This window comes from Cohnella faecalis (assembly GCF_003570905.1).
GTDB lineage: Bacteria > Bacillota > Bacilli > Paenibacillales > Paenibacillaceae > Cohnella > Cohnella faecalis.
Genome location: NZ_QXJM01000036.1, coordinates 1 through 24443 on the forward strand (window position 1 = coordinate 1; position 24443 = coordinate 24443).

The window sequence follows — 24443 nt, forward strand, 5'->3', positions numbered from 1 at the left end:
GGCCCCTCAACGAATTATCTGAACGGCTGGAAGAGGCCGGCTGGACGTTTTGTTCGTACAGCGTTCATCAGTTGAACGCTTTTTTGAAATCGCAGTATGAAGCGGGGAAGCTCGCCAGGGAAGTCGTGCTGACGACGGAGCGGGAAGATCCGATTACCGAAATGAAGTATACCGTCCGATACGACATCCATTTGCATCGCCCGTTCTTAGCTTCATCGCCGGGCGTTCCGGCTTTGCGACGCTGACGATGCCTATCAACGAAGGCAGCTTCGCTCGAATTATTATGGCGGATGTTGAGAAAAGAACGATTCCGATCCCGGGAGGCAGGTACAGCGTACAGGCCATCGTTCCACTCGCGGCGATCAAGGGGGACACCGGCGAAGTCATCGAGCATGACAATGTCGTGACGTTCAGTGACGGCAACCCGCACGACAATCATATTATTGTGCATTTCAATTCGGAGAAGGGAACCTTGTATCAAATCGTTCCGGCGCCGGATCCGCAAGACCACGATATTTTGGTCACTTACTTCTTGCCTGTATTGAAAGACTACTTTCAAACACACATTCAGGCGATCGATTATGCGCTATCCTCGATAAACAACAAGCGGCCGGAATCCGGCGGAACGATTCTGACGCCGAAGTCGTTCGTGTTTGCTTCGGCGGGGGACGGAGACGACGGGGTTTTGAGCTTGTACATTCAGACGAATGAAAGCGGCAATCCGCCGGGCAATCCGTCGCCTTCGTTTCAGCCGGGCGATACCGCCGTATATCCGATTCCGCAAGGCTATACGGCCAGCATCATTTTGTCCAACCGGTTAATTACGCAATCGTTTTTAAGGCCTCAGCTAGAGGCTTGCGGCTTTTCCGTCGAGCTGTCCAACCCGGTTAGCGGGGGCGGCGTGTCCGCCGTATTGCGGAAAGACGAAAATATTATTGCCGTTGGAAAAAGCGGGCAAAGCTTCTTTGAAAATCACAGCTATCAAGGGCTGCAAATCAGCATGCAAAGCAATCCCGTCCATATGACGTTGCAGAAAGGCGGAATTTCGCTTGAATTTGGCGGATATACGCTTTCGGAGTGGAGCAAAAGCATAACGTTTACGAGAAACTCTACCTACGGCGGCGTTTATGTTACGATCAAGCTCCATAAATTCCCCGTGCCATTATCGTTAAGCGCGGATGACGTAATCGGGTCGCACATTTCCGTCGATCCGTCCGAATTTACAGTTGAACTAAAGGCGCAAGGATGCAGTTTCTTTGAACGCATGGGCGGATGCTCGAGCTCCTATCCTGCTTTTTACGACAGAAACTTAAGAGAGCGAATTCAGTTCCCCACAATCGCTCTTCACTTGCCGGGCTTGGATTTTTTCAATGCGACGAACTTGCTGGCGCCGGGTCATAACGTTATCGGACTGGATACGTCCAAAGGGGTGCAAACGCCGCACGATTTTCTGGTCGTCGGCAACTTCACGAGTCTGGGCCAGCTGCGGAAGCTTCGCGCCGGGTCTCCAAAGGATCATCGACTGGCTGAGCATCCGGATGGAATCCGGTAAGCGAGAAGTGCGGTCGAGAGCGCAACAGTGGGACGAGGTACCGTACATTCGACGAAAAGTGTGATCGAGAGCGCAACAGTGGGACGAGGTACCGTACATTCGACGAAAAGTGTGATCGAGAGCGAAATAGTGGGACGAGGTACCATACAATCGACGAGAAGTGCGGTCGAGAGCGCAACAGTGGGACGAGGTACCTTACATTCGACGAGAAGTGCGGTCGAGAGCGCAACAGTGGTACGAGGTACCATACAATCGGCGAGAAGTGCGGTCGAGAGCGCAACAGTGGTACGAGGTACCATACAATCGGCGAGAAGTGTGATCGAGAGCGCAACAGTGGGACGAGGTACCATACATTCGGCGGGAAGTGTGATCGAGAGCGCAACAGTGGGACGAGGTACCATACATTCGGCGGGAAGTGTGATCGAGAGCGCAACAGTGGGACGAGGTACCGTACTATCGGCGGGAAGTGAGGTCGAACTTGCAGGAGCTGTCTCACAAGGTCACACGAATTGACCTGAGAGACAGCCCCTCTTCCTAATACCGATTCGAAACCGGAATCGGATGCTTATAATACTCCGTAGCTTGCATACGCAGATAGCCGCCATCGTCGTCGGTGGAGTCGGCTTCTTTGTCGTTCGTGTGGACGCTGCCGTCTCCCCAGCCGTCGGAGAACGTTAGCGGGTCCGGGTTGTAATAGTCGGCGGAAGCGGGAGCGCCGCCGTTGTCGTCCATCCGGTTGTAGTGCGAGGTCGAGCCGGGCTGGCCGTGGCCGAACATGAGGCCGACGATGCCGATGTCGACGAGCTCTTGCATGTGCTCGAAGAAGTATTCCGCCTTGTTGTCCTGATAGTGGCCGGGGGTGTTGTCCATCGCCCGGTACACTTGGTTGCCGACCGGGATTTGCCAGATCATCGCTTTCTTCCCGGTCGTCTCGACGGCGGCCTTCACGAACTGCTCCCACCGGTGGAAGTTGGGCAGCGTCAAGTTCGTGCGGTCGAGCCAGTAGCCTCTAGAGCCGCCCGCATCGTCGTCATCGATGTCGTTGAAAATGTATTCGTAAGGCTTGATGCCTGCCGGAACGACTTTCGCTCCGCTCAGGTTGGCGAATTCGCCAGCCAGCTTGCCGAGGGCGGTTACGTCAAGATTCGGGTTCGTGTCCCGGCCAACGTCGATGAGAGTTCCCCAGCTGTTGACGTGCGGCGCCATAATGACGTTCGGGGCATATAGGTCGCGTAGGCGAAGCAACGCCCAATTGTAGCCTTGATACGTGTTCGGCAGATCGGCGAGCTCCGGCATGCGGGTGCTTGCTACCGCCGCTTTCAGGAACGCGGGGTTGTTGCCTTTGCCCGTGCATTGGCCGAAGCAGCGGTCGTTGTCGAGCACCGCTTGCTGGGCGTACCCCGCCAAGTCGGGGTCGACATGGACGATTGCCGTTTTGCCGATGCCGGGCTTGCCGTTATATTCGCCCGTACCGATTAATTGCATTAACAATTTGAATTCTTCCAAGTAAGCCCGCATAGCGTACGGATCGTTCAAGGTGATGATGTCGTCCTTCGTTTCGTCGCAATTCAGGCAGTCGCCGGATATGCTCTGAAGCATCTGATAGAACGTGAACACCGGCGTGTAGCCGCGATCGGTCGCTTTCTTCGCATAGTCGTAAGCGTAAGCGCCTTGCCAGCTGCCGACGAAATACGGATCCCACGAAGTCCAGCCCTCCTGGTTGTTCGCCCCTCCGTTCAAGTAACGGTAAGCAAAGTTCCAAGGAAGTCCCGTTTCCGGCATCCAGCCGGTAATGCCGTGATCGTCGTTATTGGTCGCGAAAACGCCGAGCTTCATAATGTCAGGAAGCGCAGGAGCTTCGGCAGGCTGAGGAGCGGGAGCGTCGTCGGGCGATACGACCTTGAACGCGGCCGCGCCGTTATGCGTCGCAATCCGCTGGCTCATGTCCGCGTTGTACAGCTCGATGTCGACCCGGTAGTCGCCGTCGAGAATGTACTGGATGAGCGGCTCCGCGCCGGAACGGACTTTTTCCTCGTTCATTCGAATCCACTTCGGAAGTGTCCAATCGATATCGACAGCCGTTTCCTGATCGATAACGATAGGCTTGTTGTAGGCCGATTCGCTGTGGACGATCTTGCCGGTGAGCACGTCGATGAAGTTGATCTTCATCGACACGACGGAAGGAACCGTGCTGCCGACGAAAGCGGAGACGTTCAGCGTCTGCCCGGCGCTCACTTCCTCTTGCTCCGTTGCGGCGCTTAGCGAATAGGTCAGATCGATGCCTCCCGACAGCGAGAACTGCACCGCTTCCGGATTCGAATAGAAGACTCTTACGCCGTCCGCCTTGGCGACGGATACTTTCAGCTTATACGTGCCGTTGACAGAGTTGGCGTCAGGAGTCCAATCCATGGAGTAGTCGTTAGCGACCCCTTGGACGAATTCGTCCGCCATGTACTCTGCGCTGGCGACCCGGCTGCCTGCCGAATCGAATAGCTCAAGCCGGACGGTAGCGGGAAGCGTCTCGCTGCTCGTTAGCCGCGTCCGAATCGTTTGCTTTTGCCCCGGCACGATAGCCTCCAAATCTGCGTTGCTCTCATGCGCGATATCCGGGACGATTCCCCAATTGACATCGAAATCGGTCGCACCGCCGTTCCAATGGTGCTTCCATGCCGTACCCCAGCTTTCGGGGAATACGCCGATGCTGACCGAGTATTGGCCGCGCGGCTGCGACGCAGGAATGCTCCATGTGACCGGGAAGCTCTTCGCAGCGTTAGGCTGAAAATATTGATGATCGAAAACAGCTTGATATACTTTGCTGCCATGCTCGTCATAGATTTCGACGTCGACGAGCGCTTTCGCATAATCATCGCTTGCAACGTTAGCCGTAACGGTAGTCGGATAGCCGGCCTCGGCGGTCTCCGCTGCAACGACCGATGTCGTCCATACAGCCGTTGCGCCGTTGTCCGGCTGCGTCGGCGGAGGGGTGCCGGCTTCCACGGCAAATTGTACGGCGGAGCTATTCCAGTAGTAGGTGTGGGAACGATCGGCGCTGTAAATGCCGGTCTCGACCGAATACGTTCCGAGAGCCGCCGTACTCGGAACAGGCCAGCTTGCGTTAAAGCTTCTCGCTTGCCGAGCGATAAAACGCTCGTTCGGGAACTCGCGCTGGAACACGGTCAGCCCTTGAGGGTCCAAGACTTTGACTTGGACGATCGCCGTTGCGTCGGCGCTGCCGGTCGCCGTAACGGCAAAGCTCTGGGGCGATCCGGCTTCCACAACGGACTGAGCGACAGCCGTATTGGCGACGAATTCGATTGGCGGCACGGAGCCGCCGCCGACTTGGACGTATCCGGCATTCGCGTTCCAATGATACGGTCCTTGCCAGCCGTTGCCGAAGATGCCGATTTCGATCGGATAACGTCCGGACGGCGCATCCGCCGGAACGTTCCATGAGATCGGAATAGAAAGAATGCCGCCCGCGGTCAAAGCTTGGCGCTCGAATACGGCTTGGAGCACTGGCTCGTTCGTGTACGGGTTTTTGACGATGACGTCGACCAGGACGGAGGCGTTCCGGTCAGCCTTGATTTCAGCCGAGAAATCGAACTTCTCTCCAGACTCCGCGGTAGTCGAGTCCATGACGGCGCGAGTCTGGAACGTTGCGCCTGCCCCTGGATCGGATTGGGCTACTTGGATCGAGCCGAAGCTGGCGTTCCGGTAATAGACCGTCGAGCCGTCCGCTCCGACAACCGTCAGTTCAATCCGGTAAGCGCCAGACACCGCATCTTCCGGAACCGCCCAAACCGTCGATACCGATGTTGCCGTGTTCGCGGCAAAGGTCACGCCCGCGAACGATTGTTCATGGACGAGCGCATTCGAAGAATCGTGAATCGCCAAGGCCACTTTTCCGGCCGTCGCTTGATCGCTAACCAGAGTCGCTTTGATCGTTGCTTGACTGCCTGCTTCGACCGAAGGCGGGACAGCCGCTTCAGCCGTAAACCCGGGCAAGGTCGCGCCGGATTGGATCTGGATGACCGCGAGGCCCGAATCCCAGCTGTACATTGCATCCCAGCTCGCTCCGAATATCCCTACGCTGACCGCGTAATTGCCCGCCGGCAGCCCTTCGGGAACGGTCCACTTGAACGGGTACTCGTTAACGCCTCCGGCTGCGACAGGTTTGTCGTAGGCCCATTGCTGATAGACGGCGGTCCCGTTCGGGCCGACCACCTGCAGCTGGATATGGATGGAGCGGCTGATGCCGGAGTCGACGAGCACCTTCAAGGCGACCTCGTCTCCCGGTTTGGCTGCCTGCGAGCTTGCTTGAACCGTCGTCTTCAATTCGGAGGCCGTATTCGCACGACTGCCGGGGGAGAAGGACAACAATTGGGCGGCGATGAGCCCGAAAGCCAGAATAAGCTTGGATAATCGCGAGTTTGAATACCATTCTTTGAGCATCGTGAATCTCCTTTGTTTCGGATTTGAGGTGACGGCACGCGGTAGCGGCATCGAGGATCATGGTCATGTAACTGTTGTCCGATCCTGTCGTGGCTCATTATAATCCGGCGGTTGTCATATCGTTTAGTTACCGTGGGCACGTGAAAAGTCATGAGTTGAAGCAGGGAGTCACACAGCAAAACGAAAAAAAGAGCACCTGAACCATGGAAGGTTCGGTGCTCTCGCCTAATCATTTTTACGCCGATGTCGCCTTGTCGTGCTCCTCGCACTCCGTCGAGCAGTAGCCTTGAGTCGACTCTTCGCATTGCTCGCAGCTTAGATGCTGCAAGTGGCAAGTGTCGTCCGTGCAGTTGACATAACGGTCCGTCGGATTGCCGCAATGATGGCACTTGCCGACGAGAATGTGCTCGTCCGTCTGATTCACCCGCACCGAGACGCGTTCGTCGAATACGTACATATTGCCGTCGAAGCCGCGGCCTTGCACTTCGGGGTCTTTGCCGTACGTCACGATGCCGCCGTCAAGCTGGTACACGTCCTTGAACCCTTCGTTCTTAAGGACGGCGGTCAGCATCTCGCAGCGAATGCCGCCGGTGCAGTAGGTCAGAATCGTCTTGTCCTTGAATTCCGTCAGGTTGCCCTGAATCCATTCCGGAAATTCGCGGAACGTCTCCAAATCGGGCCGGATCGCGTTGCGAAAATGGCCGAGATCGTATTCGTAGTCGCTTCGACCGTCGAGAACGATGACGTCGTCTCTGCCCAGGTATTCGTAGAACTCCTTGGGCTTCAGCCTTCCGCCGCCGTCGGTTACCGGGTTGAGCTTCGTATGGTAACGCAGCGTGACAAGCTCTTGCTTGTATCGGACGAATAGTTTCTTGAAGGCGTGACCTTCGCTCTCGTCGATCTTGAACCATAGATCGGAGAACAGAGGGTTCCGGCGAAGATCCTCCATGTACCGATCGGTTTGCTCGATCGTGCCGGACAGCGTGCCGTTAATCCCTTCGTCGGCGATCAGAATCCGTCCTTTGATTCCGAGCTCCTTGCAATATTGCAGATGTTCCGATGCGAACGCTTCAGCCTCGGGAACCGGGACGTATTTATAAAAAAGCAATATGCGATAATCGCTCATCGTTAGTATGCACCTCTCGCTTGGGGTGGGAACAGAGAATAGCGGAAGGAAAAGGGAGTCCTTTTTCTTCCGCTTCGTTCTTAAGCTCATGCCTTCAGTGTAGGGGATCGGTCGGACTTAGTCAACGCTTACGTATATAAAGTAGACTTTACCAGCTCCCTGACGTTTTTCCACTCCGCAAGTTGCTTCTCCAGGCTGTCGATTGCCCTATCGATGCTTTGACGGAAGGGCTCCTCTTGTTGGAACGACAATTCCCCGATGGAATTCTTCGTTACTTCCAGCAAAATGCGATGATCGGGGAGCGAGGCGTGCAATTGGCGCAAAGTCGTTACGATGGCGGGCTCCAATGGTGCGTTGGCCGCCCCCGCTGCGGTCGTCTTCGCTCCGTCAGCAGCCGTTGCTGCGCTAGCCGCTCCGTTGGCCGCTGCCGTCCCGGTCGTTCTCAATCCGTCAGCCACCGCTGCCATCCCGTTCGCCCTCGCGCCGTCAACCGCTCCGCTCATTCTCGCATCGCCCGCCGTTGCCGACAGACCGGCCGTTCCCGCCGCGCTGGCCTCGCGCTTTCCGCCCGTCCCGGCGTTTTCCTCGTCTTCGTCCGTTCCGTCATCGTCGTCTCTTTGCTCCGCCGCCCGTTTTTTCGCCGCTTCCTTCTCCTTGGCCGCTTTCTCCCGTTCCTTGCGGTTATGGTCGTAGACGGACCAAGTTTCAAGCAGCTCGTATCCGGTTTTGTAGAGCAGCTTGCTCTTCGTCCCTTCCGAAATGCCCGGGTCCTTGAACAGCTTGGCGATCCTCTTCACATCCGTTACGGGCATGGCGTCACGGGCGACGATCAGGGCGAGCGAATCGCGATGCTCCATCGCCAAATCCTTCAGCGGCAGCAGTTGGTCCTCCGTCAGCGCGTCCTTGCGAATTTCCGTTCCGTGGACGATGAGCTTTTTGACCGCATTGCCGAATCTAAGCAGCTCGCACTTGTTCTTGATGTACGCTTCCGGCTTGCCCAGCTTGCCGGCCAAAAACTTGGTCGAGCTGTTGAAGGCGGGATTGTGGAGAAGCTTGTCGAACGCTTCCGCTTCCTCGATCGGGGAGAAGCCTTCCCGGGTCAAGTTTTCCGCGATTTGCTCCAGGTAGATTTCGACCTCGTCCGTGACCGTGGACACGATGCACGGAATCGTTCGACGTCCGAGCGTCTTGCACGCTTTGTAGCGCCGGTTTCCGTAAATGATTTTATATCGGCCGTCGCCCGTCGTGCGCACCTTGATAGGCGACAGCAGGCCGAGCTCCTCAATGCTGTTCATTAACTCCTGGAGCGACTCTTCATTGAACTGATACCGGGGCTGGTCCGTATCTTCATCGATCAAATCCGTTAAGATTTCAATGATGTCCATTTGTGTTCTCCTGTTTTTCAATATGAAATTATTATATATCAGGGGATAATAGATGGGAATATTCGGGGATCGTTGAAGATAAGCGGCGAGTCATCTAGTATAGATAAAAAATAGACCACAGCAAAGTAGGGGAACGCAATCGATCCGTCGCCATCCGCACTCCCAACATCGTTCATACATCGGCTTCGCCGGAGGCCCAAGCTGGCTATCGTCATCGGGCTGCTGGCGGCTCTCGCCGCGCTCTTCGCTTATTTCGCCGCGAACGGGCCCGATCCGGAAAAGGAGCCCCCCAATATGCCGCGCGACTACGCATATGCGACTGTTACCGCGACGAACGGCGTGAAGCTTCATTCGTTGCGCACGCGGCCATCCAACGCGGTGCCAGAAGTCTCGCGGAATAACGTGACGCTGACTTCTTTTTACGGAATCAACGGAGGCTTCTTCTACCAGAACGATTTGTTGAGCATAGCGGTAGTGAACGATAGGCCTGTCGGCGGTGCGGCGGCGAAGTACGGCTCGGGCGCCGAGAACGTGAAGTATGCGAGGGGAACGCTCGTATGGGACGGAAAAACGGAAGGGATGAGCGTGCAGGTCGTGCGCGCTTCGGCGGATTTGCAGGTGACCGACAGGAGCTCCTATTGGGCGCAGGGCGGCATCAGCATGGGACTTGGCCGCGACGGAGAATGGCTCGGGCAAGCTGCGGCGGAGAACGCTCCGTTCCCGGACGACGAGCGGCTTCGTTCGGCCGCCGCGTATGACGAAGAAGGCAACCTGTACCTTATCGTCAGCGAAAATAGAGGAACCTTGGCTGATTTTCGCGAGGCGATCGTCGAGACAGTCGGGGGCGGCAAGCTCGTGGACGGAATCTTCCTCGACGGGGACGGCTCGTCGCAGTTGAACAGCCGCGAGCGAAAGCTGCAGGGCGACGGCCGTCCGGTCGTCGAGATGCTTCGCTTGATTAGATGATCATTAAAGGGGCTATTCCCAAGGCTGCCGTTCATTCCGGCCCTTGGAGATAGCCCCTTTTTGCCATAAAGCTTTTGCCCCGGAACGAGCAGAGAAATTTAGCCTTTCATGCGTTCTCAATGCGCAACGCGAGTCTTTCTCATTTAGATTAACAAATTCTCACCGAATTCTAAGAAATAGGTGCAACCTTTTGAATTTACGGCCTTTTCATTCTTTTTGGAAAAATTTATGTTGTTTTGTCTGTGCTATAGTGATTCCAGTCAGCTAGACGAGAAACGGCAACCAGAGGAATCGGAGGAATGAACGAATGAAGAAGCAATTAGCCAAGTGGGCATTGATGAGCGCGCTAGTCACTACCGGATGGTTCGGGTTCGCCGCGATTGGCGGGACGCCGCAAGCGAGCGCGGCGACGGCGGAGTCGATGGAGCTGCTGGCGAACGGCAAAGAGCTGGTAGGAACAGCTTACAAATTCGGCGCGCCGACCGGCATCACGTATGCCTTCGATTGCTCTTCGTTTGTTAAATACGTATTCGAGCAATCCGGATTGGAGCTGCCCCGCACGTCGGTAGCGCAATCCAAAGTCGGCGATCCTGTCGCCAAAGCTTATTTGAGCGTAGGAGATCTCGTCTTCTTCAACACGGGAGGAAGCGGCATCAGCCACGTAGCGATCTACGCGGGCAGCGGCAAAATCTTGCACGCGAGCAGCAGCAAAGGTGTGACGGTGTCCAGCATGAATACGTCCTACTGGACCAAAGCGTACGTGACGGCCCGTCGGGTGCTTTAATCGCGGCATTTCGCGCCGCGATTCATCTTTAACCGAACAGACAGACCGGGACCCTTCGGCGAAGCCGAACGGTTTCCGGTCTTTTTTCGCTTTTGCCGCTCTTTTTTTCATGCCCGGAGGAGGTCCATCCGTTATAATGAAGCTTATGCATACGCACAGACACTTTTTTACCCGCAAACAAACGGAAATCGGAGTCGCGTTGAACGAGGTCCAGCAGCAAGCCGTCCTTCATTCGGAGGGAGCCTTGCTGCTGCTTGCGTCTCCGGGGTCGGGCAAGACGACCACGATCATTATGAGAATAGGATTTCTAATCGAGGAGAAGGGAGTCCCGTCCTCCCGAATCAAAGCCGTCACGTTCAGCCGCGCCTCCGCGAAGGATATGAAGGAGCGCTTCGACCGCTTTTTCCCGGATCATGCGGCTGCTGCGAGAAGCGTCGATTTTTCCACTATTCACAGCTTGGCTTTCGCGGTGGCGCGAGACCATTTTTATAAGACGGGCATTACTTATCAGTTGATCGAGGGAGAGATGGATCTAGAGGAGCTGGAGCTATCCGGTCCCGATCAGCTCGTGCTTCATAAGAAATTCATATTGCGGCAGTTGTTCAAGTCGCTGACGGGCGAGAGCATCACGGACGATCAGATGGAGGAACTGACCCGTTACATCAGCTATATCAAGAACAAGCTCGTTCCGGAAAATCAATGGGCCAAGGTCAAATGCGACGTGAAGGAAGCGGATAAGCTTCTGCGGGAGTACGAGCGGTTCAAGCGGGAAGGCACAGGCAAGCTGCTGGTCGATTACGACGACATGCTGACTATCGCCAACGACGCTTTGGAGACCGACAGGGCGCTGCTTGCCCGCTACCAGCGGCGGTACGATTACGTCATGACGGACGAAAGCCAGGATACGTCGCTCGTGCAGCACGCCATTATCGAAAAGCTCGTTCGTGAGCATGGCAATCTGTGCGTAGTGGCCGACGATGACCAGAGCATCTACACGTGGCGGGCGGCCGAGCCCCAGTATTTGCTCGATTTTCGGAAGACGTATCCCCGGGCGGCGATTCTGAAGATGGAGCAGAACTATCGTTCATCTCCGGACATCGTTTCCGTGGCGAATCGGTTTATTAAGCAAAACAAAAATCGCTACGACAAAAACATGTTTACGAAAAATAAAACGCACAAACCGATCAAAATCAAAAGCCTGCCGGATTATCGGGTCCAAGCGAAGCATCTCGCCGAGAGGATCGCGAAGCTCGACGATTGGCGTGAGACGGCTATTTTGTATCGGAACAACTCTTCTTCCATCGCCTTGATGAACGAATTCGATCGGCAAGGCATTCCTTTCTATATGAAGGATGGAGACAATCGTTTTTTTAGCCATTGGGTCGTGGAGGACGTTCTTAATTTCATGAGAATGTCGTTCACCGACAAGCGGCCGGACATTCTTGAGCGGATTCATACGAAATGCGCCGGGTACATCACCAAGCAGCAGATGGCCGCCGTCAAAGGGTTCGCGAACAACGAGTCCGTATTTGATAATTTAATTAATTACGTACATCTGCAAGAATATCAAATCAAGCTGCTGCAAGGCTGCAAAGAAACGTTCGAGCATATGAGCGGAATGGCGCCCAAGAAGGCCATTGTCGTCATTCGGTACAAGCTGGGATACGAGAAGGCTTTGGAGAAAATGTGCGATAAGTTCGGGTTCCGCAAAGAGGTTTTGCTTGGCATACTGAACACGCTTGAAGATATTGCGGAGTCGTTGGAGACGATGGAGGAATTCGCGAAGCGGCTGAAGCATCTCGAGACGGTCATGAAGACGTCCAAGTTCAATAAGAACGCCAATGCGGTTACGTTCTCCACGCTTCACAGCTCGAAGGGGCTGGAATTCGAACGGGTCTATATGATCGATTTGGTGGAAGGCATTATTCCGTCGGATGAAGACGCCAAAAAGGTGCAAGGAGAGTACACGGATGCGATGGAAGAGGCGGTTCGGCTCTTTTACGTCGGCATGACGCGGGCGAAGCGGCATTTGGAGCTGCTCTCTTATAAGATGAGAGACGGCGCCGAAGCGAAGGAGTCCCGATTTCTGGCAGGGGTGCGGAATATACAGAGCCCTCCGAAGGAAGCCGAAGCGGCGGCGGGCAAGAGCGGCGTTAGCGTCAACGTCGGTACAGTCAAGGAGCGTTCGAAGCCGCGCAACCCGAATGCGATCCGGGACAAGGCGTTGTTGGTGCCGGGACGGTCGGTTGCCCATCGCGTGTTCGGAGCCGTCAAAATAGTGAAGGTAGAGGGAGACCGACTTCAAATTAAAGTAAGCTCGGAAATGAAAGAGCTTTCAGTCGCAGCGTGTCTGGAAAGGGGACTATTGGAGAAAATCATGACCAAAGACTACTAAATACTGGTCTTTAGTCCAGATATAAGAGGGTCGAGTGCAGCTATAATCATAGTTGCTAGATTATAATTTGGCGGATTTTTACGCTTTTGGGGAGGTACTCGTAGTGAAAATGAAACGAACGGCAGCCTGCGTGCTGGCGACGGCGCTCGCGCTGGGAATTCCGGCGGCAAGCGCTTCGTATGCGGGGTTCGCCGCGGCAGCCGAATCTGCAGCCAAAACCGACTCTATCGATTCTCAGAATGCCTCCGCTTTTCTGGACCGTTTTTTTGAACAGGAAGACGTCAAGCGGCAAGCGAGCGCGATAGCCGTATCGATCGTCAAGGACGGAAAAGTGTTGGCGGAGCGAGGATACGGATTCACGGACGATGTTTCCAACGCGGCGGTCGACCCCGGGCTCACGACTTTCCGCATCGCCTCCGTGTCCAAGGTGTTCACCGTCTTTGGTTTGATGCAGCTGGTGGATCAGGGCAAGGTGTCGCTGCAGGACAACATCGAGAAATATTTGGGCGGCTACAAGGTGGTCAATCCGTTCGGTAAGCCGGTGACGGTGGAGATGCTGCTGACCCATACGACCGGATTCGAGGTGAGGGAACCGACGAACGCCAATTTTTTGCTTGATCCGTCCCAGAAGCCGGGGACGCTGGAGGAAGCCATTTTTGCCAGCTTTCCTCCGGTCGTCAGAGAGCCGGGAACTTCGTACATGTACGACAACTTTGCATCTGAGCTTGCCGGGTACCTCGTCGAGAAAATAAGCGGAGAACCGTTCAACGATTACATGACGAAGCACGTGTTCCAGCCGCTCGGCATGACGTCCACCAGCTATTTGCAGACCGAAGAACTGCTCGGAAGGCTTCCGACGGCTTACGATGGCGGGGGCTCTGCCGTTCCCGTCTATCGATTGACGCCGAGCGTCATTCCGGAGGGCAGCATGATTACGACTGCCCAGGACGTATCCCGGTTCATGCTCGCTTTCCTTAACGGGGGAACGGCGGCGGACGGGAAATCGATCTTATCGCCGTCGTCGGTTAAGGCGATGTCGACCTTCCATGTCGCCATTAACGCCGACGTCCCTGATATCGCGTACGGCTTCGAAGCTCCTCCTCTTCTTTACTCCAACGGCAGGAACGTCATTACGAAGGACGGTGCCATTCCGGGCTTCAGTTCCTTCATGTGGCTGCTGCCGGAGGAGAAAACCGGGGTCTTCGTCACTTACAATACGAATTCCGGTCTGAGCATCGAGCTTTTCCGCGAGTTTATGAATCGATATTACCCGGGACAGACGACATTCGGGGATGCCGGGTACAAAGCCCGGCCGCAGTCGGAGCTGAAGAGGTTCGAAGGAATTTATTCGGATCTTCGCTACGGTCGGCTGACCAGCGTCCGGGCGGACGCGGATGGCACGTTATCAGCGGGAAACAGCGCGGGCGTTTTTATCAAGCTGAAGCAATCCGGCGAGCTGCTGTTCGTCGACGAGCTCGGTAATCCGTTCGCGTTCAAGCTCGACGATCAAGGCAACGTCGATTACCTGAAATATAGCAACCCGGGAAGCTACGCGGCGAAGCTGCCTAAGGCTGCGGGCTTCCCCGACGTACCGGAAGATCATCCGTATGCGAAATACATTCACGGCTTGCAGGCGATGGGACTGTTGACGGCCGATCCCGCCAAGCCGATCGGCGCGGAAAACCCGGTCACGAGAGAACAATTCGTTCACGAGATCGTTCGCGAATTCGGCTTGCCGGCAGCTACGGGATCGGCATCGTTCCGCGATGTCGCAGCTTCTCCGTACGGTGCCGACATACAGGCGGCGCTTGAGCTCGGGCTCTTGAACGGGACGGGCAACGGCTACTTCCGGCCGGAGCGTCCGATCAAGAGAGAGGAAGCGGCCGTCATTGTGCGGAGGCTTCTCGAAATTTCGGGAGTCCGGATTGCCGACAGCCAGACGGCTCTTGCCCCCGGAACGTCGAAATGGGCGGAGACTTCCGTGAAGGCGCTGATCGACTTCAAAATTCACGGCCCGGAAGTCAGCTTTGGCAACGGCCAAGCGAACTACGGCTCTCAAAAATCGCTGAACGTGCAGGAGCTTGCGGCCATCATGTTCTTGCTGCAGCTTCCGGAAGTGTCGCTTATTCAATAGCCCGAGTAACCCAACAAAGGTTGGCTAAATGAGCCGCCGCAGCGATTTTCGCCCGAGTAACCCAACAAAGGTTGGCTAAATGAGCCGCTGCAGCGATTTTCACCCGAGTAACCCAACAAAAGTTGGCTAAATGAGCCGCAGCAGCGATTTTCACCCGAGTAACCCAACAAAGGTTGGCTAAATGAACCGCAGCAGCCAACGGCCCCCCTCGCAGACGGCGTGACTAATAGCGTCACAGTCAGCCTCTGCCCGATTTCGCGAAAAGGGGTTGAATTCCGAACGAAGATTGCGTATAGTAACAGGTAATTCCATACTGTCACGTTCAATGAAGAGAACCAGTACGTTAATCGTCCGTTCCTACAGAGAGTTGGGGTAGCTGCAAACCAACGTCCGGGCCTTGACCGAAAGCCGTCTCCGAGAAGCAGGCCGAACACTAGTAAGCTCTGCCGCATTTCCTGCGTTAACGGGAACGCGTATTGTTGGATACGCGTAGAGTGCCGCTTTTTTTCTTATGCGGAACCAGGGTGGTAACACGGGTATAACAGCTCGTCCCTTTTACAGGGGCGGGCTTTTTGTTTTCCACAAAAGGGGGTACGGGCATGAATCCTATGTCGATGAACGAACATTTGTCAGAAACCGCGAGAACGCTGCCGCCTTCCGGCATCCGCCGGTTTTTCGATTTGGCGGGGGCGAGCAAAGATTTGATTTCGCTAGGGGTAGGGGAGCCCGATTTCGTCACCCCCGAGCATGTCCGGCAAGCTTGCATCCAAGCGCTGGAGAACGGCCGAACGGCCTACACGCCTAACTCCGGATTGCCCGAGCTTAGGCAGGCGATTGCGGATTACTTGAAAGAAGGCTTTCGTCTCGAGTACGAGCCATCCTGCGAAATGATGATTACGGTCGGCAGCAGCGAAGCGATCGATCTGGCGCTGCGCGCGCTGATTGCTCCGGGCGACGAAATCATCGTTCCCGTTCCCACATACATCGCGTATGCGCCGATAGCCGCTCTGCACGGCGGACGAGTGGTAGAGCTTGAGACGTCCGCGCGCGACGGCTTCAAGCTGACGGCTGCCTCGCTGCGGGAGAAGATTACGTCTCGTACGAAGGCGATTATCTTGAATTTTCCGAACAACCCGACCGGAGCCATTATGACGCGGGAGGACTGGATTCCGGTAGCCCAGCTCATTCGGGAGCACAATCTCATCGTTATCGCCGACGAAATCTATGCCGAGCTTACGTACGAAGGACGGCACGTCAGCATTGCTTCGCTGCCCGGCATGCAGGAGCGAACGCTGCTCGTCAGCGGATTTTCCAAGGCTTTCGCGATGACGGGCTGGCGGGTCGGCTATGTTTGCGGTCATCGGGATCTCATCGGCGCGATGCTCAAAATTCATCAGTATACGGTCATGTGCGCGCCTGTGATCGGGCAGATCGCGGCGGTCGAATCGCTTAAGCAGGCGGGCTTGGAGGAAATGAAGTATATGATCCGTTCTTACGATCAGAGACGCCGGATGTTCGTCGAGGGCTTGAGACGAATCGGATTGCCTTGCCGCGAGCCGCAAGGCGCGTTCTATGCTTTTCCATCCATCGCCCATACGGGGCTGACCTCGGACCAATTCGCCGAAAGGCTCATGAACGAAGCGGGCGTGGCGACCGTTCCCGGCAACGTGTTCGGCCCGGGCGGAGAAGGATTTATCCGCTGTACGTATGCTTCTTCCGTAGCGAAGCTGACGGAGGCATTGGAGAGGATGGAGCGCTTTCTGGCGCGAATTGCGGAGGAACGCGAATCCGAAGTGCCTTCGCCGGACGTCGTGCTTGCGAACGGATAACGGAAGGGGAGGCGGAATAGAATAGAGCTGCCAGCGGCCTATGGTGCCCGCTTGGATCTGCATGCAGCGCCTCGCGCGAATGTCTGTGGGCGGCGAGCCCGTTTCGTGAGCGGCACCCGTTAGTGGTATGATGAAGCCATCCGTGAAACGATGAAGGAGAATGCCGGCATGCTTTTGCGAAACCGATCGGCTGTCGTTCGATTTTCCCTTTTGCTCCTCGTTTATGCCGTTGTAATGGCGGTTTACGTCTGGTACACGTCGCCGAACAGCGTTCCGGCTGCCTATAAGGGAACGGAAGCGGATCCGGCCGCCTTCTTCACGCAGTCGCAGCTGACAGACAGCGAGATGCTGAACGCGGCGCGGAATTGGATTTTTTTCCTGAGCGGACCTTGGGAGTGGTTTATTTACATCGCGCTGCTAAGCGGTGGCTTGGCCCGATATTGGAGAGACGCGCTCGAACGCCGCCGCCTTCCCGTTTACGTCCGTTTTCCGTTATTCGTGCTATTAGTTGACGCTGCTGCTTTCATCCTCTATCTGCCGTTGCGAATATTGGGATATGGGATGTCCAAGACATACGGCATTACGACGCAGCCGATATCCGGGTGGATCAGAGACAAACTGGTCGCGTTCGGCATCGGCTACGTAACGGCGCTGGCCGTATCGGCGGTCGCTTTCTGGCTTATTTCGCGGGGAGGGCGCTGGTGGCTGAAGCTGTGGCTGTTATCCGTCCCGTTCACGCTGTTCATGATGTACGTCCAGCCCGTCGTAATCGACCCGGTCTACAACCATTTTTCCCGTTTGTCGGACCCGCAGCTGGAGGGCAAAATTCTCGAGCTCGCCGCCAAGGCGGATATTCCGGCCGATCGCGTGTACGAAGTGAACATGTCCGCCAAGACGAACGCGATGAACGCCTATGTGAACGGGATCGGCTCCTCGCTGCGCATCGTTCTTTGGGATACGACGCTGAAGCGGTTGAACGAAAAGGAAATTTTGCTCGTCATGGCGCACGAGATGGGGCACTACAGGATGCATCATCTCGAATGGAGCGCGGCAGGCGCTGTCGGCTCCTCGTTGGTCGTCATTTTAATTGGACGATGGCTGTATGTAAGAGCTTTGCGAAAATGGGGCGAAGGCTGGGGAATCCGCTCGGTCTCGGATATGGCGGCGCTGCCTCTGCTGCTGCTGCTCCTGTCCGTGATGTCGTTCGCATCGCTTCCGCTTTCGAATCTCGTGTCGCGCAGCGCCGAGTCGTCCGCAGACGCGTATGCGATGAAGCTGACCGGCAGCGCCGAAGGGTCCGTCTCCATGACGCAGAAGATGGCCGTCGCTTCGCTTAGCGATGTGAACCCTCCGCTGCTCGTTCGGCTTTTCCGGGACACGCATCCAAACGATTTGGAGAGAATAATCGCCGCCAGGAAATTCGAGGAGACGCATGAATAAACGAGAGATACGACTGTATATGCTGGCGGGAGTAGCGACGGCTTCGCACTTCCTGGACGGCTTCCGCCTAACGATTCATCGCTTGATCGAGGAGTCGGGGCTCGATGTGCGATCGAAGCTCCTGTTTCCTTACGGGGATTGGGGAAGGAGTCTCGTTCCCCAATTGAGGGAGGTTGGCCGCGACATAAGAGGGCGCGAGGGCAGATACTTCCGTTCGATCGGCGCCAATCGAGCGCTGGCTGCGATAGACGCCGATCGTATAGACTCCGAAGCCTCCGTCCATGTTACGAACATCCTGGTCGGTCATAGCGCGGGAGGGATCGCCGCCGTCCAAGCGGCGCAGCTGCTGTTGGAAAGAGACGGAGGAACGCCTTGTCCGGTCGCCATGATAGGCTCTCCCAAATGCCGAATACCGGCCGGACTGCGGGAATCGGTGCTCTATGTATACGCGTCGCCCCCGGTCATGGACGGAAGAGCCTACGTAAAGCCGACCGACCCGGTTTGCCGGATCGGCTCGTTCGGAGGCTGGACGACGGACGGTCGCCGCCTTCCGGCATGGCGGATGGACAGGCATGCCCCTGCCTCGTTCCGCGGAGTGTCGATCGCGGGCGGCCACCCGGATTATTTTCGAGACCGGCCGCCTTATCTCAATGAAATGGGCATGACCAATCTGGAAATCACGACCGACGCGGTGTGGCCTTGGCTCCTCGAACGGATTGAAAGCGCCAACTAGCGGACAGCGAAAATAATAGGATCGCCGACGCCCAGTACAGTGTCGCGCCGTTAGTCCGTTGAATCGCCCAGAATGCCGCGACCGGACCGAGCGCCGCACCGAGATCGAGCGTCATGGAATAGACAGTCATGACATTTCTTTCCGTCCCCGGATGACGGGATGCGATGGACGCGGCCAGGACATCTAGCAAGGTGCTCATGCCTGTCGCGGTTAACAGGATGCCAATCGTAACTACGATCCATAACGTTGACGGCAATGACATCGGAAAAAGCAGGAAGAGCCCCGAAGCGAAGAGGGAGATGGCGACGATCATCGGAACCGCGCTTCCATTTCGATCTGACAGCGCGCCAATAAACGGAGACAGCGCCGGTCCCCATCCCCACCGCAAAGCCTGGAGTCCTCCTGCCAGCAGAGCGCTGCCGAAGGATAACCCGAGGAACGTTGTCGAGGGGTGCCGCGCCTCCGTAAAGTGGCTGAGCGAGGAAGTGAACATTCCTTCGTAGATGAGAGAAGACGTAAACGATGAAAGCAGAAGTGCGATCACCCCGCCTGTTATGAACCGTCGTCCTATTCCCCTTGAAATCGTCGACCGCGCTTCCGTCCTCTTGGGGATAGGGTCAGCTCCTCCCGTCGCTTCGAATACCCCTTTTCTGTACACTGCCGCGATCCCGCAAAATGCGAAAACCGCCAAAGCCAATGCGGTTTGACGGAGACCGTACAGCTGGGCCAAGCCTCCTCCCGCCAACATGCCGAACAGGCTTCCGAGCCGATAGTTGCCGTTGTATATTCCGAACAACCGGCCCAGCTCGTTGCTCGAACGAAGCTCGATGATGACGTAATAAGCGCCTAGCCGCAAAAACGACCAAGCGACGCCCCATAAGCACCTCGCGAAGATCCAGAATAGAAATCCCTCCGCGATCCCGTAAGAAGCGGTCGTCGCAATGGCGATTACGATGGAGAGAATGAGCCCCTGTCTAATGCCGATGCGGCCGTAGAGCCAACCGATGAGCGGATTCAAAGGGATGCGAATCAATCGGTTAGCCGACAGAACGAGCCCGACCTCGAAGAGCGAACCGAGTCCGGCCTCTTTCCAATACAGCGGGAGAACGATATACAGCATGGAATCCCCGATCAGGCAGAGAGCCGTTATCCAGGCGATTCGGAGAACGATTTTTTTGTCGTCGGCCGCCATCCCTTACGACCGAAGGCGCTTATTGGACTGCAGAATCAAATCCTGAATCGCAGGAATGTGTACCGGCTGCTCATAGACGACCTGTCCGTTATCGAGTCGGAGCCAAGTGTCGAAAGGCCGTTCGTCCTCATGGAGCCGGATGATGCGGGCTCCGCGAGGAAGCCCTTCGCTGCCGTAACCGTTGTAGCCGGTCGCCTTGCCGTAACAGAGCCGGATTCCGTGAAGAGTTCCCCAATAATCGTTGACATGATCGTGTCCGACGAAAACTCCCTTCACATCGCCCCTCTCCCAAAAGGCATGAAATAGCCCCGAGTTTATTTTCGGACAGCCTACGCCTTCGAAATTGTGACCGCAGCAAGCTCGAAAGTCCCACACCTCGTTGAATTCCGGAAGCGGAATATGAAAAAAAGCCAGCGAACGAACGACGTTGCCTCGATTGCCGGCTTTAAGCCTGGACGATTCTCGAACGTACCAATCGATCTGACTGCGATGAATCCAGGCAGACCCTCCGATTTCCTGCGGAGCGTAACTTCCGGAATCGAAGAGATATAGCGAAGCCCCGACTTCTTCGGGAGCAGCGGAACGGTGTACGGACAGCCGGTAGTTTCCGACGCCATGGACATCGACGGGGCCTTGCTCCGCCATGCAGCCCGGCAGCTTGCGTGCCAGCTCCATCAGCTCGTTCCGCGAGACGCCTTCCTCCGCATCGTGATTGCCGAAGACGAACGCCCATGGAACGCCGCCTTCGCCGGTAACGACGGATACGGCATCCGCGAACGCCGCCTTCGGGTCGGCCGTCAGCTCGGAATGAATGACATCGCCAGTAAAAACGACGAGGTCGGGCTTTTCGTTTGCCGCGATTTCTTTCATCAGGGCAAGGCTGCGCCAATCGGCGGGTTCGCCATTCTGCCAGTGAATATCGGTAAATTGCACGATCTTGAACGTTCCGTCTTCGTTAAAGCGCAAACGGCTCATTTTCCCCACTCTCCCGTCCGGTGATAGTTACAAAATAATACAGTCAAAGGCTCGAAACTAATATATAATGATGATCAATTCATAAGTCATTCTTATTAATCACGATCGAAAGAGGCGGCGTTCGTATGAATTTGCACGCGCTTAAGGTGTTCCATTGCGTGGCCCGGATCGGTAACGTGACGAAGGCGGCGGAGGAGCTTCGCATTAGCCAGCCTGCCGTGACCCAGCATATCCGTAATTTGGAGAAGGAGCTTGGCGTAAAGCTCGTTAGGCCCGAGGGGCGAGGGATTCGCTTGACGTTCGCCGGGAACGAAGTCTATCGACTGGCGGGCAAAATAACGGCAGCCGAGCATGAAATTGAGACGAGAGTCAAAGATTTGCTGGACGGAACCGCCGGAGAGCTGACAATTGCCGCTACCTATCTTCCGGCAACCGCGCTCCTTCCGAAGTGCATCGCTTTGTTCAAATCCGATAACGAGAACGTCAATATCAAAGTCGTAACCGGCAACAGTAAGGAAGCTTTCGAGCTGCTTGTCAATCACAGGGCCGATGTGGCAATCATTGGGGGCGGCTGGGAGCGTCAACATATGAGGTGGGAGCATCTGCTTGACGACGAACTGTGGTTCATCGTTCCGGCAGGCCATCCGTTCGCGAACCGAAACGTGACGTTGGAGCAAATGATGGAGGAGACTTTCGTCATTCGGGAAGAAGGGAGCTCGACGAGGGAACGGTTTCTGTCGATGTGCCGCACCTTCAACGTAAGGCAGCCGAAGATAGGCATGCAGTTTAACGGTTTGCAAGAGTCGATCAAGGCTGTAAGCGCGGGTTACGGGGCAAATGTGATATCGGCCATGGCCGTGCAGGAATTCGTTGCAAAGGGCGAGGTGGCGAGAGTATTCGTCGATGGCGTCGATCTTAAACGGCCGATTGCGATTTGTACGGCCGAAGATCAAGCGCTCACGCCGATTACGGAAAAATTCGTCCGGCTCGTTCGCGAGCATTTGGGGAAACCGGGCAGGTGACTTTCCTCCGTGGCGCTCCGGCGATTGACGGATACAAATCCTGTATTTATAGTAAATAAAGGCATAGATACTATGCAAATTTACTAGAGTAGAGGAGAGAAATAATGATTAGAAGAGGATTATTAAGCTTTTTTATGTTCGCAGTTGCATTCACGTCTATCATCGCATTCAACAATGTTCCAGTCATCGCTAGCGGAGCCAAAGAAACGAGCGGGGACAAAGAAGCTGTACATTCCGCCTCTAACGAAATCGTTGTCAAATTCAAAGCGGATGTCAATGTGCCCTATAAAGACGGGGTAGAGCGCGAAGTTAAAGCGAAAAAGGATAATGATCTAAACGGCATTTTATCTGAGTATTCAGATTTAAAAATTAATCGTTTATTCAAAATTATGGATAGTGAAACTAAAAACGTCGATAAAGCGAAAGCTATTTTCCAGAACTATTATACGATTACTGTTCCGGAAGGCGCAGATAGCGAGAAGCTGCTCAAAAAGCTGAATAATTCCAAGCTTGTCGAGGAGGCTTATTCGAAGCCGATCGTCATTGAAGAACCGTCGCTTTCGTCCAACTCAACGCCGGTTCTGCCGAGCAATGATCCGAACAATATCTATCAATCCTATTTAAATGCGGCATCCCAAGGCATTAATGCTCCCTATGCATGGCAATACGAGGGCGGGGATGGAAAAGGTATTTCCTATGTGGACGTAGAGCGCGGCTGGGCTCTGGGGCATGAAGATCTGACCGCCCACAGTATACCGTTGCTTACAGGCAGCCAAATCGTAGCAACGTCTGCCGACCACGGAACAGCCGTATTGGGAGTCATCTCCGCGGTGGATAACACGATCGGAAATATTGGACTCGCGAGCAAGGCTCAGCCGATGGTATCTTCCTGGTGGCGGACCGGCGAATACGGCAATATTGCGGAAGCGCTTATTGTGGCCGCAGATGCGCTTGACGCTGGAGACGTTATTCTGATCGAAATCCAGACTACCTATCCTGGAGCTTCCGGCTACGTGCCTATCGAAGTGTATTCCGCGGAATTCGATGCGATCCGATATGCCATTAACCATGGCATTACCGTAGTAGCAGCCGCAGGCAATGGCACCGTAAATCTGGATACATTCCAGGATTCCAGCGGTAAATATATACTAAATCGGACAAGCCCCGACTTTAAAGACTCCGGCGCGATTATGGTAGGCGCCGCATCCGATACGGTGCCGCATACACGGATGTATTTTTCCAACTACGGAAACCGTATCGATGCTTATGGGTGGGGGACAGGGGTTCATACGCTCGCGGCGGCAAGCCCTTCTGCAACAACAGGCTACCAGACCAGCTTCAATGGAACATCCTCGGCAACGCCGATCGTAACGGCAGCGGCTATCGCGCTTCAAGGCATCGTAAAGGCGGAGTACGGTGTAACTTATTCACCTAGCCAGCTCAGGGAAATATTAAGGGATCCCGTTCTTAACACGCCTTCAAGCAGCCCTTCGACCGACAAGATCGGTTATCTGCCGAACCTGAAAAATATTATTGATAATCTGCCGGTACCGGTTGTAGATACAACGGCTCCAAGCCAACCGGCGAATTTGATATCGCCAAGCAAAACGACAACGAGCATCAGCCTGTCATGGGACGCTTCTACGGACAATGTAGGTGTAGCCCATTATGAAATATTGCGCGATTCGGTATTGGTCGGAACCTCGTTGACAACCAGTTATACGGATACGGGGCTGAGTGCAGGCCAAGCTTACGTCTATACGGTAAAAGCAGTCGATGCGGCGAACAATAAATCGCTGCCAAGCAGCCTTACTATTTCTACTAATTCTAGCAACATCGTAACGGTCTACTATAAGCAGGGCTACTCGACGCCATACATCCACTATCGTCCGGCAGGCGGAACGTGGACGACTGCGCCGGGAGTTGCAATGCCGGCGTCAGAGGTTCCCGGTTACAACAAATATACGATCAATGTCGGTTCGGCAACGGGGCTGGAAGCGGTATTCAACAACGGCAGCGGAACATGGGACAATAACGGAGGCAGCAACTACTTCTTCCCAGTCGGCACCTCGACGTTCATTGCCGGAACGATTACATCGGGCGTGCCGGTAAACAATACGGTCACGGTTTATTACAAAAGAGGCTTCAGCACGCCGTACATTCATTATCGTCCGGCAGGCGGAACGTGGACGTCTGTGCCGGGCGTAGCGATGCCGACCTCAGAGTTCGCAGGCTATAACAAGTATACCGTCAGTATCGGTTCGGCAACGAGCCTGGAAGCGGTGTTCAACAATGGCAGCGGTACATGGGACAACAATGGAGGCGGCAACTACTTCTTTAATATCGGCACCTCTACCTTTGATAGCGGAACGATTACCGCCGGAACTCCTTAACTTGATTTAGCGCTGCGGGCGATCCGATCGCAAAAACGAATATCTTCGTGCTCCCATCATACGAT

At 55.3% G+C, this 24443-nt stretch carries 16 protein-coding genes and 1 other annotated feature; of the genes, 11 read left to right on the forward strand and 5 right to left on the reverse strand.

Features of this window, described 5'->3' with window-relative positions:
* Both D3H35_RS30730 and D3H35_RS10820 read left to right on the forward strand, forming a co-directional pair.
* A partial coding sequence (locus tag D3H35_RS30730) for a hypothetical protein (RefSeq protein WP_158594065.1) occupies positions 1 to 245 on the forward strand: 245 nt, incomplete at its 5' end.
* Positions 246 to 247: 2 nt separating this feature from the next.
* On the forward strand, positions 248 to 1552 hold the full coding sequence (locus D3H35_RS10820) for a hypothetical protein (RefSeq protein WP_119149224.1): 1305 nt from the start codon (positions 248 to 250) through the stop codon (positions 1550 to 1552).
* Between the two features lie 534 nt (positions 1553 to 2086).
* On the opposite strand, the gene D3H35_RS10825 is transcribed toward D3H35_RS10820, so the two are convergent.
* The 3 genes from D3H35_RS10825 to D3H35_RS10835 form a co-directional block, all read right to left on the reverse strand.
* A complete protein-coding gene (locus D3H35_RS10825) occupies positions 2087 to 6004 on the reverse strand; it encodes a COG1361 family protein (protein WP_119149226.1) in 3918 nt (1305 codons plus the stop codon).
* A gap of 235 nt (positions 6005 to 6239) precedes the next feature.
* On the reverse strand, positions 6240 to 7130 hold the full coding sequence (gene trhO, locus D3H35_RS10830) for an oxygen-dependent tRNA uridine(34) hydroxylase TrhO (protein ID WP_119149228.1): 891 nt from the start codon (positions 7128 to 7130) through the stop codon (positions 6240 to 6242).
* Between the two features lie 128 nt (positions 7131 to 7258).
* Positions 7259 to 8515 (reverse strand): ParB/RepB/Spo0J family partition protein, encoded by a 1257-nt coding sequence (locus D3H35_RS10835; protein ID WP_119149230.1) that lies wholly within the window; start codon positions 8513 to 8515, stop codon positions 7259 to 7261.
* Between the two features lie 294 nt (positions 8516 to 8809).
* Between D3H35_RS10835 and D3H35_RS10840 the strand changes: the two genes are divergently transcribed.
* From D3H35_RS10840 to D3H35_RS10870, 7 genes are all read left to right on the forward strand, one after another.
* On the forward strand, positions 8810 to 9481 hold the full coding sequence (locus D3H35_RS10840) for a phosphodiester glycosidase family protein (protein WP_119149232.1): 672 nt from the start codon (positions 8810 to 8812) through the stop codon (positions 9479 to 9481).
* Positions 9482 to 9788: 307 nt separating this feature from the next.
* Positions 9789 to 10265: a C40 family peptidase gene (locus D3H35_RS10845; RefSeq protein WP_119149234.1), complete on the forward strand. Its 477-nt coding sequence runs from the start codon at positions 9789 to 9791 to the stop codon at positions 10263 to 10265.
* A 145-nt stretch (positions 10266 to 10410) separates the two neighbouring features.
* On the forward strand, positions 10411 to 12660 hold the full coding sequence (locus tag D3H35_RS10850; protein ID WP_119149322.1) for an ATP-dependent helicase: 2250 nt from the start codon (positions 10411 to 10413) through the stop codon (positions 12658 to 12660).
* 109 nt (positions 12661 to 12769) lie between these two features.
* Positions 12770 to 14794 (forward strand): serine hydrolase, encoded by a 2025-nt coding sequence (locus D3H35_RS10855; protein ID WP_233567873.1) that lies wholly within the window; start codon positions 12770 to 12772, stop codon positions 14792 to 14794.
* Between the two features lie 316 nt (positions 14795 to 15110).
* Positions 15111 to 15351, forward strand: a binding site (T-box leader).
* A gap of 42 nt (positions 15352 to 15393) precedes the next feature.
* Positions 15394 to 16623 carry a guanitoxin biosynthesis PLP-dependent (S)-gamma-hydroxy-L-arginine cyclodehydratase GntC gene (gene gntC, locus D3H35_RS10860; RefSeq protein ID WP_119149237.1) on the forward strand — a complete coding sequence of 410 codons (1230 nt, stop codon included), beginning with the start codon at positions 15394 to 15396 and terminating at the stop codon, positions 16621 to 16623.
* A 168-nt stretch (positions 16624 to 16791) separates the two neighbouring features.
* Entirely contained in the window at positions 16792 to 18063 is a 1272-nt protein-coding gene (locus D3H35_RS10865) for a M48 family metallopeptidase (protein ID WP_233567862.1), read from the forward strand.
* Positions 18056 to 18796, forward strand: coding sequence for an alpha/beta fold hydrolase (locus D3H35_RS10870; RefSeq protein ID WP_119149239.1), 741 nt, complete (start codon positions 18056 to 18058; stop codon positions 18794 to 18796). Before D3H35_RS10865 ends, D3H35_RS10870 begins: the two co-directional genes overlap by 8 nt.
* Here the strand turns inward: D3H35_RS10870 and D3H35_RS10875 are convergent.
* Together D3H35_RS10875 and D3H35_RS10880 are read right to left on the reverse strand one after the other, a co-directional pair.
* On the reverse strand, positions 18741 to 19988 hold the full coding sequence (locus tag D3H35_RS10875) for an MFS transporter (RefSeq protein ID WP_119149241.1): 1248 nt from the start codon (positions 19986 to 19988) through the stop codon (positions 18741 to 18743). The two genes, D3H35_RS10870 and D3H35_RS10875, sit on opposite strands and share 56 nt — an antisense overlap.
* A 3-nt stretch (positions 19989 to 19991) precedes the next feature.
* Positions 19992 to 20963, reverse strand: a complete 972-nt coding sequence (locus D3H35_RS10880; RefSeq protein ID WP_119149243.1) for a metallophosphoesterase family protein — start codon at positions 20961 to 20963, stop codon at positions 19992 to 19994.
* Positions 20964 to 21088: 125 nt separating this feature from the next.
* Between D3H35_RS10880 and D3H35_RS10885 the strand changes: the two genes are divergently transcribed.
* Entirely contained in the window at positions 21089 to 21985 is an 897-nt protein-coding gene (locus tag D3H35_RS10885; protein ID WP_119149245.1) for a LysR family transcriptional regulator, read from the forward strand.
* 104 nt (positions 21986 to 22089) lie between these two features.
* Complete coding sequence (locus D3H35_RS10890) at positions 22090 to 24378, forward strand: carbohydrate binding domain-containing protein (protein WP_119149247.1); 2289 nt, start codon at positions 22090 to 22092, stop codon at positions 24376 to 24378.
* Positions 24379 to 24443 lie beyond the last annotated feature (65 nt).

What these genes read in the sequence shown, in the direction of transcription:
- D3H35_RS10890 (WP_119149247.1), top strand. Translation starts at nt 22,090, where the DNA reads ATGATTAGAAGAGGATTATTAAGCTTTTTTATGTTCGCAGTTGCATTC.
- D3H35_RS10840 (WP_119149232.1), top strand. Translation starts at nt 8,810, where the DNA reads ATGCCGCGCGACTACGCATATGCGACTGTTACCGCGACGAACGGCGTG.
- D3H35_RS10870 (WP_119149239.1), top strand. Translation starts at nt 18,056, where the DNA reads ATGAATAAACGAGAGATACGACTGTATATGCTGGCGGGAGTAGCGACG.
- gntC (WP_119149237.1), top strand. Translation starts at nt 15,394, where the DNA reads ATGAATCCTATGTCGATGAACGAACATTTGTCAGAAACCGCGAGAACG.
- D3H35_RS10850 (WP_119149322.1), top strand. Translation starts at nt 10,411, where the DNA reads ATGCATACGCACAGACACTTTTTTACCCGCAAACAAACGGAAATCGGA.
- D3H35_RS10875 (WP_119149241.1), bottom strand. Translation starts at nt 19,988, where the DNA reads ATGGCGGCCGACGACAAAAAAATCGTTCTCCGAATCGCCTGGATAACG.
- D3H35_RS10820 (WP_119149224.1), top strand. Translation starts at nt 248, where the DNA reads ATGCCTATCAACGAAGGCAGCTTCGCTCGAATTATTATGGCGGATGTT.
- D3H35_RS10880 (WP_119149243.1), bottom strand. Translation starts at nt 20,963, where the DNA reads ATGAGCCGTTTGCGCTTTAACGAAGACGGAACGTTCAAGATCGTGCAA.
- D3H35_RS10835 (WP_119149230.1), bottom strand. Translation starts at nt 8,515, where the DNA reads ATGGACATCATTGAAATCTTAACGGATTTGATCGATGAAGATACGGAC.
- trhO (WP_119149228.1), bottom strand. Translation starts at nt 7,130, where the DNA reads ATGAGCGATTATCGCATATTGCTTTTTTATAAATACGTCCCGGTTCCC.
- D3H35_RS10825 (WP_119149226.1), bottom strand. Translation starts at nt 6,004, where the DNA reads ATGCTCAAAGAATGGTATTCAAACTCGCGATTATCCAAGCTTATTCTG.
- D3H35_RS10845 (WP_119149234.1), top strand. Translation starts at nt 9,789, where the DNA reads ATGAAGAAGCAATTAGCCAAGTGGGCATTGATGAGCGCGCTAGTCACT.
- D3H35_RS10885 (WP_119149245.1), top strand. Translation starts at nt 21,089, where the DNA reads ATGAATTTGCACGCGCTTAAGGTGTTCCATTGCGTGGCCCGGATCGGT.
- D3H35_RS10865 (WP_233567862.1), top strand. Translation starts at nt 16,792, where the DNA reads ATGCTTTTGCGAAACCGATCGGCTGTCGTTCGATTTTCCCTTTTGCTC.
- D3H35_RS10855 (WP_233567873.1), top strand. Translation starts at nt 12,770, where the DNA reads ATGAAACGAACGGCAGCCTGCGTGCTGGCGACGGCGCTCGCGCTGGGA.